Consider the following 12,483-nt stretch of genomic DNA (forward strand, 5'->3'; position numbering starts at 1 on the left):
TGGGCATGCGCAAAGAGACCCAGTCTTCTTTAGCGGAGACACCTTCAAAAGTTGTACTCAATCAGCCCCAAGATTTTGAAACTCAATGTGCTTTTGCTCACACTCCTCCCTGCCCCACGAGCCCTGCCATTCACAGATGTCCCGGTACTTAATTTCCAGCTTATCCATCTGTGAGAGGTTAGCTGTTGCGAAGTCTGGCCATATGTCGTGCCAGCATGCGTTGTACGTGACGCCTGCTGGTGGGCAATACATCATTGCATCAGCATGGATAATTTCAACGCGAGGATCGTTTGCAAACGAGGCCGCAACGAGGTTAATAACGTCCTGTTCTTTTTCAATTACTGTTACATGGGTTACATCTTCTTTTTGAAGAATGGCGTGAAGCACCATCCCCAGACCAAGACCATTAATGAGCACGCGCCCGGTGGCTCGCTCTAAAAAATCCTGGCAGGTTCTGATCTCCATCGGGGTATTGGACATCACCACATCCCAGCCGTTGGACAAACGCCGATATCTACCGGGCGGGATAAACTCGTCTGTATTACCTGTATACTCGGCACGAAGGGCGAGGCTCATCGCCTTATCTGCGGTAATTTCGAATGTGTCCAGTTTCCAGGTTCCGGACGTGCCGTCTTTAACGGGTAAATCAGAAAAGCAGCTCTTCATCAAGGCAACCAAAATTCCAGTAATGTTGTTACGCTGAACCTATCACAAACCTGCTCTTAATACAGTTATCAGGAGTGACAGCGATCTTTGAGGAATCGTTTAAATCACGGGCATCCTGTAGCGGACGCCCGATATTTAATCAAATGTCGCAGGTGTTAAAGGAAGCGTTGCAAAGTTGCAACGTCTTCTGGAGCAACCTCCACGCAGCTCCTGACACTGTAGTGATTTTCGCCGTTGTAGTCGTAAACCCCACCGTCTTCAAAACTCAGCTGTTCAAGCTCGCCATGGCACTCTGAAATGAGTGCCGTCTGGCAAGCATTTTTCTCACAATCGCTGACGAGTAACCGAACATAGCTATTCTCATGGTCGCCGTTTCGGTTCTGGATTTTAACGATAAAGTGTTTTTCAGACATTTGTGCCTCCAGCACAGTTTGAGGTTAATTTAGCGTTGCCCCGGCTCACCGGGGCAAGAATAAATCAACCCTTAATGAAACTGTGCCCCCAGGTGTTAGGCTTAAATGCCTGCTCTTTGATATATGTTTTCATTACCTTGCAGGTTTTTTTCAGGGCTTTGGTATTGGCATCGGTTACTGAGATAAAATGGCGAGAATAACGGTTTTCCCGGTATTGCTTATCAGCGTTTGGGTCAATTGCTTCGCTTTGCAGGAGTCCTTCGTGCCTGCCAATTACTATTACGTAGTTCATTTCACCTGAAACACGATCCGTGAGTAATTGAATGGAAATATCAGTCGCTCGCGTGGCCTGGCTAGCAGAAATTTTTGCATGTAAGAAAGCTCCCTTTCGAAAGTTGGCCGGAGTCAAACCTGTAATATCCTCGGTGCTAAAATTAAGTGAAGATAGAGTTGAAAATAAATCACAGCTAATGACTTCAGTATTATTAGACATAACCCGGCTCCGCTCATATTCATGTTAAGGTAATTATATCAGGTTGATAGCATTACCTAATAACTTGGTGGCAAAAAGTTGTGGTTTTTGATTAACTAAAATTGATGTTCTCAATACTGCTCAAGAATTCTTTCTTTACACCCGGAGTAAAAGGTATACGTTCAATGTATTTATAAAGCGTCGCAAAGGTTTTGGTTTCAATGTTTCGTGAAATAACATCATCAATCGGGTCTTCGAACATATTAATAAAAACATCAATATGCTGCTCTCCGCTTTCTGAAGCTAAAGAGAGAATACAGACCACTTCAATGTAGCGGTTATCCTGCTCTGCAATGAACAACCAGTGCCCTTCGTTAAAGGCTGGTGCAGCACTGAAGCGTTTTACAACAATTTCTGAAAGAGCATATCCTGCCTGATCCAACAGATTAATAAAGTTGAGTTGAGTTGAAACCACGTCTAACGCTTTCATAAAACCTCCTTTTCATCTGTACTTATTATACTGTTACCCATCCCCCCAGCTAATAACCTCCCAGCAAACTTTCAAAAAAAATACCACCTTTAATTAGAATTGAACACATCCTTTTTAAATAACAAAAAGGATTATGAAACCCACAATGTTTGTGATGTGCCACCAAGGAAAAGTAACTTTTATGTGCTCATAAATCTTATTTCGTATTCACTTTCCTTTGTCTTTCGGTCGTAGATTATCAGGGGAAGCATAAGAAGAATATGTGAGGTTTAAGCAAATGCGGTGATCGGGCATTATAATTTGGTGAGGCTATTATAAGTGGATAAAGATAGTCGTAGGTATAGGATCAGGTTAAATTGCATTTTCCCGGTTGCCTTCCCTGGCCTACCGGTTTCAGCTCAGATACTAAGACCAGCGGTAATACTTAAAATATTCCTCATTTGCAGCTATAAACTCCCTCAAACCGTTCATTAATCCCTTCTCAAACGCTGTCACGATAAACCGGTAACCGTCCAGTGTTTCAATGTAGTAAATACCGCCTGGTGTAATTCCAACATGCAACACCTCGGCTGTCATCATAAACTGGCCTTCCGGAAAATCATGCGAAAGGTAAATGAAACCAGTAGTGGCCGATGCGGGTGTGGCATTCACTAAGACCCCGTTAAACTGCTGCCCGTGCCTCGCCGGTACAAGCTCACTTCCCCTGGTTGACTTATCAAGCAGCCTCTTAACATCTTTTTCTTCTTTTAACGAGGTATAGACCCGCACATCACTGTCATCACCTGGGCGAGAGCCGGTGCCAACATGAGCAAGACGACGGTAAGCACTGCGCATATTAACGTGGCAGGATGCCCCTGCTCTACCCTGAAGCCTTACGCCAAAGTCTTCGCAAAGTAACAAAATCTGACGTAGCTGGTTTTCATGCACGGACGCTGAGAGTGAAAGATTGAAACAGGAAAAGGTCAGTTCTAAAACCTTTTCGCGTTTGTCATTGAAATGAGCTTCCAGCCTGATGACTGGCTTTTCCGACATTGCAAAAGCTTTGTCCGTTACTCTGTACCGGCATTCATCTCCGAAACATTCTTTAACAACGCTGGCTATGACCGTGTCGTGTTCTCCATCTTCCGGAGCTGGCACAAAGATTTCAAATTGTGCCGGTGTATCCGGCTCAAGCAGAACGGGATAGAGACGCGGAGAATTAAGCAAAGCGCATTCAGAATTAATGAGCTTAACCCAGGCGCTTTTGTCGTCCGGATCCTTAAGCTGCTGTCCAAGGTTATCGCAAAAGTCAACTATCTGACGGGTATGCTCATCCGTGACTGCACAGATCAGGTTAAGACCATGCGTGGCCATACGCAGTTCCCGGGTTCGGGACTGGGAATTGATCGACCAGGGGTTAAGTGAAAGCGAAATAGGGCTTATGGAAGGGACGACCGTCTCATTCTGCAAATCTGTAAGCTGGCAGTTCGCAGTAGGCTTCGGGGAAAGGGTACTAAATATGTAACTTGCCTGTTGTTTAGTACTGGCCTGGATATAAAACATCGCGTCCATGCTTGTATCCCGGGATGAAATTGAAAATAGCTTCATTTTTAACCTTAATGGATGAGCGATTTATAGTCATGTGCAGACAAATGAACATTATGTGCGCCATCATTCCATTCAAAGAATAATCGATACTTAGAGTTTACTCGAATGGAGGAATAACGGTTTGACGTCATTCTTAAGCGTTCATAACGCAAGCTGTTGGATAATAACTCCCGCTCACTCTGGACATTATCCAGCGTTTCAAGTCGACACAGAATTGCGTTAATAATTTCAGAAGGAATACCTGCCGTTGTTTTTCCATTACGGAAGAACTTTTCAAGCCGTCTGTCTTTAAATGAATGGATCATAGTTCCTCCGTAATAATTGACCTTAAAATTAAATTAAAAGGGCTTTGAATTAATGAATACCTAAAATGCGGGCGGCAACTGCCAGCTGCTTATCACTTAACTGACGCTGGTGGGTTAAAGAAGACTTAAGGCTTTCCAGAAAATTATTACTACTGGATTGTTGGGTGATTGCATCAACCATTTTTTGATGAGACCTGCACCATGCTGTGAACGCAGAACTGTGGGCGCTTTCAGTCCTTAAACGCTCGTCTTGCAGGGATGCTGACACTTTGCGGGCAGCTTGCGCATTAATGCGGTACAGCGCATTCAGCGTGTAAGCAGTACGGGTCGTTTCGAGGCTGTAACCCGTGGCTTTACAAGCCATACAGCGACTTCTATAAAAATGCTTACGCTCTCCCCGCCCATTGCATTTATCGCAAACAATACGAAAAGTATATTCCGCAGTACCTTTTACAGAATCAACACAGCGGATTTTTGCGCTGGAGATTTCAATTCCACTGCGATCATAATATTTGGTCATAATGTGATTCCTCCGGTTAGTTCTGGAGTAATCATGACAGAATGAATCTACTGGCTAATAACCTGAGAGTAAATATTTTAAAAAAACATTGAGAGAGGGTCTGCAAATTTATACACGAAGGATTCAAATATAATTTGTTTAAAAAATTAAGAGCATTCTGAAGTAAAATTGCATCAAAAAGCATTCATGGATAAATCATGTACTGGTGCCAGCGATTTAAACGAGGACATTGTTCCGGTGTAATTACACAGTTTAGCATCATAGATTATAACCAAAAGGAAGGAGTCCTTCCCGTCTCGGGAATATTACTTTCCCGTTTGCAGTTTAAGAGACACTTAATGAGAAAGTAATAATTAAGTCATGCTCAACTCTACATTTTACATTGAGGATGGCGTAACAGGGTACGGCATACTACCGTACCCTTGTGTAGGGTTTATGTTTGAGGGAATTCTATAGCAAATGTGGCCGTGCCAGATTGACCACTTACAGCGGGAGTAACGGGATATGTGCGCTCTTCACCATTACCAAGATCCAGTGACAGCGATTTAGTTTCACCAGGCTGGACCGTAACTCCGGCAACCGTAACGCCGAACTGGGCGTTTTTCTGAACAGTCAGGGTTCCGTTTAACTGTCCGGTAATGATAGAACCGTCCTGACGACGCAACACACTGGTTCGGATGATGGCCAGCGGCGTGTTGTCCGTTGCTTTCAGTGCTACGGCTGTGGCCAGCGTCTTGAGATTATCCAGCATAATCAGGTTAGCTGGCTGGTAGGTAAAATTAAGCGTTTTAGTGGTCCGGTTACCTGATTCGTCAATAGCCAGAGCCTCCAGATGATACATCTGTCCCGATTCGTCAGTATTGGGGAAGATTCTGGGGTATTCAGGAATAAAGACATCCTTGGATAGCGGCGTGAATGCAAGGGTGACCTTTTCAGAGTTAGGTCCACCAGCGAGCTGAAGCGATATCAGGGAAGCATCCCCAGAGGCATCAGTAACGCTTATGCGTAGGTTCTCAAGCCCTTTAACCAGTTTTCCTTCTGCGTCTGCGCCATTAAAGCTGAACGCAATAACCGGAAGCGTTGAGTCAATTTTCAGCGGTGCATTAAGCGTTTTGGTTCCTGTGTTTCCAACAAGATCCGTGGCAGACACGCTAACAACCGTATAATCCCCGTCCGGTAGACCAGCGTATGAGAAAGTGGCGTTTTTGGTTTTATAATCGCTTTCACTGACAGTCACAGGCTTCAGGGTGAAAGTTTCCCCCCGGGCATTTTTAAGGGTGGCTTCGAAAACTTTGGTATCCCAGTAGCTGATGTTCCAGGCGTTGACGCGATCATTATCGGTGGCCGTCATAGTGATTGTCTTGGAGGCCTTGTTTACCTGAGCGACATTAACCACCGGTGGGTTGTTATCCCAGATAACCGTAAAATTACCAGCAAGCGCATCGAATATGCTGTCACCATCTTTTCCCGAGTAAAGATGCAGATACTCAAATCCTTTGTCACTGGTGTAGTTGAAGTTAACCGTCATCTCGCATGAACTTTGTCCGACAGGAATAGTGCAGAACCAGGCTGCATTTTTTACCGTTCTGAACTTTTGCACGTATGGTCGGGGTTCTGCGGTTACCTTTATGCGGCTAATGGTGGCGGTTTTAACGCTGATTGAGGCCTGAGTTAACCACTCACTGGTATCACTCCGGTACATCTCTTTAGCCACTATCTTCGGGGCTATTTCCATCGCCGGGGCTGGAGTGAAGTTGAGGGAGTTATGATGAATTCGTCTTACTCCTCCCGCCAGAGTCTGAAATTCATGATAAGTATCCCCCACATTTGGATATATGTATTTGAAAGTATAGATATTATAAGTGCTATCGGACGTCTGGAAATTCGAGTCCGCCCAGCCATATTTGGAACCGTTAACAGCAGTAAAGTCACTTTTCTTCCTTAATACCCGTACGGAAATAGGGTTCTGGAAGACGGTCATGCCAGACTGATAGGAGACCCATGATCCGGTAGTGGCGTCCTGCACCTGGATGATATCGTCAGGCTTAACCCGATCAATTACGCTTCGGCGGCTTAGTTCGCTCCTGTTTCCCGCTTTGTCATAAAGGTAGATCCCCACTTTATATTCAGAGCGGTTTTCCGGTGCCAGGGCATTGCTGCTTGCGTCGGCGACTTGAACGGTTACGCTACCTTCCACTGTATTAATTTCCGCTGGCTTTTTACGCTCCACTCCAGCGGCATCGGTTATGAAATATTCAGCATTAGCAAGCCCGGAACCTTTATCACTCAGTCCATTAAAGACCAGTGCCTGGACGCTGGCGTACTGCATACCGGCTGGTACTGAAGTGAAGATCGCTTCGCTGCCAAAGTTCCACCCATTTCTCGTATAACTTATGGTACCCGTTGCCGGAGGCGTTCGGTCAATTGCAAGCGGGTAATCCTGCCGGGAGACCTCCTTCCCTTGCAAGTCGGTAATCACCTCTCTGAGGGTGAAGCTATCTTCTCCCATCGCTGGTACGGTCAGAGTCTTGCCGTAATAATCAAAGCCTGTCGAAGATGTGGTACGGTCATCAACGGTAACCAGGCTGCTTTTCGTGCTCCAGATGAGGCTCCCGTCACTTTTCAGCAGACTGAGCGTAATATAACGGTCCAGACCGGAAATAACGGCAACGTCAAAGCTCGTTACCGGATTAATCCATACGGATGCAGGCGATACGGTCTTTTTAACGTTCAGGGTATCTTTAAAGCTGAATTCTGCGATTTCAGCGGAAGCTCCTGCGCTGAAACCTGCAAATGCAATAAGCAGGGCTAGTTTGATTTTCATGGGTTGTCTCCTGATCAGGTTCCCCATGATACTTTTTCAGTGTTCGTGATCTTTTCGGGAAAATAGCTATTTTTGATGTTTTTCTTTTCTGCCCGGCGGGACTTTTTTTGTTTACGTGAATGCAACAAAACCAGAAAAGTTACTTTTTGATAGGGTAAAATTAGGTTTCCCTAATTTCCAGAAGCAAGCGAAAGCAGAACTAGCTTAATAGCCATTAAGAACGCCATACCTATTGATAAATAACGCTCCTTACATTTAATGATTTGAGCATTTAAAAATGAATTAGCGAAAGAATTTTGGTTTGCTTTTTATTGCATGAGTAAAACAGTATTAATAATCCGGAGCCATTAGAACGTACTCTAAAGACTCCGGTATACAGATATCTTGCCAGTAAAAATGGCCTTACTCCTCATCATCCCCCAGCGCTTTTTTGATGGCGCGGCGGCGGGCTGCATCACCTACACGATATCCGACTGAATATACGTCATTCAACCGGCGCAGAATAAGATTTATTTCCTCATCCTGAATGTAGGCAGGTAAACACAGAACCACGTCGCCATCTTCATCATAGACTCGAACAACTTCCTTCTGCCCATCTCGCTCGCGAATAATCTGGACATGCTGAACCCTGGTGTATTCTGGGTTTACGCTCATTTTAAGTATCTCTCTGTAATTGTTGTTACCAGTTAGCTATAAGCCGGATAATTCTGGTATTCAGTGTTCTGCACAGCAATCGCCTGCTCGTGGATCATTGACACTGCCAGGCGGGCTTTAACTCGCTTGCTGGTGAGAAAACGCTTCACTTCTTTAAGTTCGCTGCCAGCCGACAGCATATTGAAGACATGCTGTTTGAGACTGTTGTTATTTTTGGCCACTTGTTTCTCCATCATCTTTGTACATGGTTATTTCAGGCTGGCCTGCCAGATCACACACGTTATCCATATGCTTTTGGACCCAGTCTGTTAGACCCAGACCTTCGGCCTTTGCCTGATTGACGTAACGCAGTTTACGTTCAGGGGTAACCCGCATCTGTAGTTGTGCCGTCGCTGGAACCGCCTCTTTCAGGGCGTTAAGGCCCCTCTGATCACGGGCCTGAATTGATGGTTTACCGCTAGGCATCTGATGTATCGCTCTCCCGGCGAGCGGTGGACAGCTCTATTTCTTTTGCGATAGCTTTATCTATGGCATCCAGCTGCATGGCAAACTTGATTTCAAGCGAACAGCGTAATGCCTTCAGGGCGCGTTCTTTGGTGCTGTATTGTGGTATGCCGTTCTGGCTACCATTCATGCCTCGCATGCGGCGGGAGGTTGCATCGACAACCTCTCCCTCTTCCCGTGTGCCGTGAACCGTAGTTCCGCTCCATGTCGGATAAACAGTGCCAGTGGCGGTGTTGAAGCTCCAGCCGTTTTGGTATTCCCCCGAGACCTCTGGTACGGGCATATCGCGTTCAACGCCATAGTCAGACCAGCGTAAAGCGCGGTTTATTCTGGCCTGTGCCACCAGCTCATCATACGCGGCTTGTTCTTTTTTATTCATCGCCATTTAGGGCAATCTCCTTAGAGGGGAATTAGGTGTTATATCGGTACGTAAGTGCTTTTCAGGCCTAATCTCTGACAAGGCCTGATGTGCCAGACTGCCGTTGCATTCACCGTTTTATGGCGGTTGACAGAGCCTCATTAAGAGCCGCAATTAGCTCAGGCGAAGTCGGCTCCAGATTTTTGGAAGCGTTCAGCAGCTCCTGAAGTGAAGAGATTTCCTTTGGCTCCACCTGGTTTGTTTCAGGTGCCGTTTTTTGCACTTCATCCAGTGTACGCTGTGCACCGTTATCCAGCACCAGCACCCCCCCGGCACGAATTTCTGAAATGGTGCGCAACGTATACATCAATTTATCCCAGACACGGCTACCAACCTCGAACCCGGAATCAGCTACTTTTTCTTCATTATGCTTTTGAAAAATTTCTTCTAACCAAGTGGTGAAGCGCTTTCCAAAAGTATTGGCGGCTAAAGAAGTGCAGGAATAAACCTGTTCGACCTGTTTTGTTCCATTTTTATCAGTGAATGTAATGAGACCGATTCGGCCACTGTTAACAGTGTAAAAGCGAGGTTGAAAGCCAGCTTTGAGAAGGTTTTCAATAGCTGAAAAAAAATCTTTTTTGAGCATCGGTTTCAAAATGGTTTTCCTTTTATGCCCGGTGCCGCCGGGGCGGTGGCGTTAAATATACGCCATGTAAGTAAATTAATTTATACCCATTTGATTGTCAATACAAACAAAAAAACAAACCATGTTTATTATTTTATCAACGATGCTATTTTAAAGTCCGTCTAAAATAAAAAACCAAAAAGTTAAATTTGAAGCCGTCCTTCCTAAATTCATTTCTTGCGCATATTAGCACCCTGCTTTAAGTAAATAATTTTTGAAAAAGTTGTCTGGAGGTTATTAGCTCGTGCATCTGGATTGGTAATATAAAGCCAACACAGAAAAGGAAAACAAAATGTATAAATTAGTATCTCCTCGTGAACTGACTGAGATTATTACCGGTTTACTGCTTAAACCTGAACTCCTTGGTGAGCTGGACTCACCAGAAAAGCATCGGATGTTTATGGCAGATTTAGGCCGCGTGGTGGCCGAACATTGTGGAGGTCTGGTAAACAGCGTCGTCTTGCCAGGAACAGAAGTTACAGTGTCGGATGGGTTACCGCTTAATGGCCAGCCGGTACGTTATCTCGGAATCAAAGAGAACATCCCTCACCTCCTTGTAGAGCCTGATGCTTCCTTACCTTCGCTCGCTAAAAACGTCTGGATGTATGCAGATCCTGAAGGCTGGAAAGAACATTTTGGAGCTGAGGAAGACTGCCTTACTCCTGAAATGATGCAGCTGTTCCGTAAAGGTATCCAGGCTCTTCAGAAAGAGCATGACACCCCTGAAATTAGCCTCACACTTCAGGACTGGCGCCTGGAGGAGGAAACACTGCCAGAAGAGGACAGTCAGGCCTATCAGGTCAGCGTTACCGGCCAACATAACATCCACTGTGAAGTTGTTAACAAGGAAGGTAACCCCTGTTTTGGTGTCATGTTCGAAATCGATCAGGGTGTGCCTGCCTTACACATCAACACCGGCGGGGATATGTTGCTCCACATTCATTGCGCCCATAACGGACTCGTTCTGACCCCTGATGCAAGCGGTCAGCGATTTGATAAGGCTCCCGTTGACCGCTTCTCTTATAACAGCCCATCCCTGCTGTTGTCTGCCGACTAACCAAGGCCAAATCTGAATTGTCCCGTTTAAGTAACCAACCCGCTGCCGCCAGGCGGGTAAATCCTCTTAATGGAGTTTTAATGCAAATCTCAACTGAAGTTCTGAACGTCTTATCTCGCTGCCGTGCTGAAGGGAACTTTCTTTTCCTGGCCGACCAGCTCGACCGCAGCATTTATGTTAAGACAAACAAAGTGCTCGAAGCCGCCGGTGGCAAATGGAACCGAAAAGAGCAGGCACATATTTTTACGGCGGATGCAGCTGAGCGTATCGAGCAAATCATTCTGACAGGTTCGGTTGACATCCCACGAGATCTGTTCAATTTCTTCCCTACACCTGAGAATTTAGTCACAGATATGGTTCTACGCGCTGAACCAGCTGCCGGGGAGCGTGTACTGGAGCCAGAGTTTGGTGATGGCCGCATTCTGAAAGCCTTAAAACTGGCGGCTCCGGATGCATTGATTACCGGGATCGAATTGAACGATGAGCGATTCCTTGCAGTGAAGAACGATAGTGTCCTTAGCACAGGAGTCGAGCTGGTGCATACCGACTTTCTTGGGTACCAGCCCGATGAAACTTTTGATGTTATCGTTATGAATCCACCATTCCTTAAACGCTCTGACGTTAAACAAGTCATGCATGCCATCGCAATGCTCGCTAAGCGAGGTCGCTTACAGGCCATTCTGTCAGCTGGGGTATTGTTCCGGGAAGACACACTGACAAAAGCGCTCAGGGAGCGAGTCAAACAACTTGGCGGACAAATTTCGCCTCTTCCGGATGATACATTTAGGGAGTCCGGAACAAAGGTCAAAACAGCCCGCCTTGAAATTGATCTTCGCCGCTAACTGACAAGCAACCGGAAAGAAATCTTAATACGAGTAGCCGGTTAAAGTTACCTGACCGGCTTAACTGACTAAATCAATAAAGAGTGAACAGAAATGACGCATACTGCCGTTTCTCAGGCTAATAGTGCTTTGCAGCTACCCACGGTGGAGCATGTCTACGCTCTTCTGAAAGCAAATTGTAAACCTGACCGCTTTGACGGGCGTGACGGACCCGTGTGGGGCCAGGAATACTCGTGGAATCTGGCAAAAGATCGCTTACAGGATCTGGAGAAATACGGTAAGGCATATGTCTCCCGTCATGAAGACCGTATGGGGGAAGGATTTAGTTTTGGTCCTGACCTGTTAATTATTCGCTAACGCTCCTAATGCCTGATGATATGGTAAGCACAACTGGAAAAATATGTTTTCAAAGCCTATGACCACTTTCACACCAGAACGTATTGAACAAATTTTGGAATTTGCCGAGGGTAGTAACCCAAGCGAAGCAATGAGTCTCAGAGCTGACGAAGTTGCTGTACTGGCACGTATTGGAAAGGCAGTTATGTCGATTGCGCCTGTTTATCAGTGCGAGTTTTGCCACCATGACGCAACCGGGCAACTTCAGTGGCACTGGGAAGATGTGAACAAAGCTTTTTATGATAAATACGATCCAGACAGACGCGGAAGACGTCGAATCCTCTATACCGCCCCGCCGATGCCTTTAGTTTCGGCTGACCTGCTTAACATGGCTTCATCTGCTATTGAAGACTTGCTCACTAACAAAGACAGAAGTGGTGCGGGAATGTGGAATGACATTCCAGAACAGCTACGACGCGCAGCAGAACTGGTAATGGATAATAGCCGGGCCGCTGAAACAGAAGCGATGCTGATGCGTCTTTATGTAGAATGTGACACAGGTGAGCGCAGGGGCAACGGCACTCAATCTGGCGTAGCAATGCCTTCTTGGCAAACCGTTGAAGAGGCACGTGTGTTGCTAGGGGTGAAATGATGCAGTTCTCGCCAGGGCAGTTTGTAATTCACAACAAGAAGCGCCTTGCGGAACGAAGGTAGACGTACTGACTGAGGTTCACTCCCCTCTCGACTGGTGGCGTAATGCCGCCAGGTTT

General features: G+C 46.0%; 16 protein-coding genes. 4 read left to right on the plus strand and 12 right to left on the minus strand.

The genetic code is table 11. From position 1 onward, the window contains the following. Positions 1 to 57: 57 nt before the first annotated feature. The 12 genes from GV764_RS02920 to GV764_RS02975 form a co-directional block, all read right to left on the minus strand. Entirely contained in the window at positions 58 to 666 is a 609-nt protein-coding gene (locus GV764_RS02920) for a polyamine aminopropyltransferase (protein WP_000833775.1), read from the minus strand. 155 nt (positions 667 to 821) lie between these two features. Beyond that, positions 822 to 1,079, minus strand: coding sequence for a hypothetical protein (locus GV764_RS02925; RefSeq protein WP_001290639.1), 258 nt, complete (start codon positions 1,077 to 1,079; stop codon positions 822 to 824). Positions 1,080 to 1,143: 64 nt separating this feature from the next. After that, a complete protein-coding gene (locus GV764_RS02930) occupies positions 1,144 to 1,572 on the minus strand; it encodes a hypothetical protein (protein ID WP_000069824.1) in 429 nt (142 codons plus the stop codon). Positions 1,573 to 1,663: 91 nt separating this feature from the next. Next, the gene (locus GV764_RS02935) at positions 1,664 to 2,041 is read right to left on the minus strand and encodes a hypothetical protein (RefSeq protein ID WP_000645320.1); all 378 of its coding nucleotides are present in this window, start codon (positions 2,039 to 2,041) and stop codon (positions 1,664 to 1,666) included. 405 nt (positions 2,042 to 2,446) lie between these two features. Next, a complete protein-coding gene (locus GV764_RS02940; RefSeq protein WP_000339750.1) occupies positions 2,447 to 3,592 on the minus strand; it encodes a hypothetical protein in 1,146 nt (381 codons plus the stop codon). A 44-nt stretch (positions 3,593 to 3,636) separates the two neighbouring features. After that, positions 3,637 to 3,933, minus strand: coding sequence for a type II toxin-antitoxin system RelE/ParE family toxin (locus GV764_RS02945; protein WP_000581857.1), 297 nt, complete (start codon positions 3,931 to 3,933; stop codon positions 3,637 to 3,639). A gap of 49 nt (positions 3,934 to 3,982) precedes the next feature. Further along, positions 3,983 to 4,453, minus strand: coding sequence for a hypothetical protein (locus GV764_RS02950; protein ID WP_000170639.1), 471 nt, complete (start codon positions 4,451 to 4,453; stop codon positions 3,983 to 3,985). A 433-nt stretch (positions 4,454 to 4,886) separates the two neighbouring features. Further along, positions 4,887 to 7,277, minus strand: coding sequence for an Ig-like domain-containing protein (locus GV764_RS02955; protein ID WP_000694551.1), 2,391 nt, complete (start codon positions 7,275 to 7,277; stop codon positions 4,887 to 4,889). A 402-nt stretch (positions 7,278 to 7,679) separates the two neighbouring features. After that, on the minus strand, positions 7,680 to 7,931 hold the full coding sequence (locus tag GV764_RS02960; protein WP_000115760.1) for a hypothetical protein: 252 nt from the start codon (positions 7,929 to 7,931) through the stop codon (positions 7,680 to 7,682). A gap of 32 nt (positions 7,932 to 7,963) precedes the next feature. After that, positions 7,964 to 8,167, minus strand: coding sequence for a hypothetical protein (locus GV764_RS02965; RefSeq protein WP_012477421.1), 204 nt, complete (start codon positions 8,165 to 8,167; stop codon positions 7,964 to 7,966). Positions 8,168 to 8,388: 221 nt separating this feature from the next. Next, complete coding sequence (locus tag GV764_RS02970) at positions 8,389 to 8,820, minus strand: hypothetical protein (protein ID WP_001251242.1); 432 nt, start codon at positions 8,818 to 8,820, stop codon at positions 8,389 to 8,391. Between the two features lie 103 nt (positions 8,821 to 8,923). Then, on the minus strand, positions 8,924 to 9,439 hold the full coding sequence (locus tag GV764_RS02975; protein WP_012695482.1) for a hypothetical protein: 516 nt from the start codon (positions 9,437 to 9,439) through the stop codon (positions 8,924 to 8,926). A 331-nt stretch (positions 9,440 to 9,770) separates the two neighbouring features. Between GV764_RS02975 and GV764_RS02980 the strand changes: the two genes are divergently transcribed. The 4 genes from GV764_RS02980 to GV764_RS02995 all read left to right on the plus strand — a co-directional run bounded on the left by GV764_RS02980 (position 9,771) and on the right by GV764_RS02995 (position 12,365). Beyond that, on the plus strand, positions 9,771 to 10,535 hold the full coding sequence (locus tag GV764_RS02980) for a hypothetical protein (protein WP_000277498.1): 765 nt from the start codon (positions 9,771 to 9,773) through the stop codon (positions 10,533 to 10,535). A gap of 80 nt (positions 10,536 to 10,615) precedes the next feature. After that, positions 10,616 to 11,377 carry a methyltransferase gene (locus tag GV764_RS02985; protein WP_001167418.1) on the plus strand — a complete coding sequence of 254 codons (762 nt, stop codon included), beginning with the start codon at positions 10,616 to 10,618 and terminating at the stop codon, positions 11,375 to 11,377. Between the two features lie 93 nt (positions 11,378 to 11,470). Continuing rightward, complete coding sequence (locus GV764_RS02990) at positions 11,471 to 11,734, plus strand: hypothetical protein (protein ID WP_000149862.1); 264 nt, start codon at positions 11,471 to 11,473, stop codon at positions 11,732 to 11,734. A 43-nt stretch (positions 11,735 to 11,777) separates the two neighbouring features. Continuing rightward, positions 11,778 to 12,365, plus strand: coding sequence for a hypothetical protein (locus tag GV764_RS02995; RefSeq protein WP_000491820.1), 588 nt, complete (start codon positions 11,778 to 11,780; stop codon positions 12,363 to 12,365). The last annotated feature ends 118 nt before the right edge of the window (positions 12,366 to 12,483 follow it).

The sequence above is a fragment of the Atlantibacter hermannii genome (genome assembly GCF_009907385.1).
Taxonomy (GTDB): domain Bacteria; phylum Pseudomonadota; class Gammaproteobacteria; order Enterobacterales; family Enterobacteriaceae; genus Atlantibacter; species Atlantibacter hermannii_A.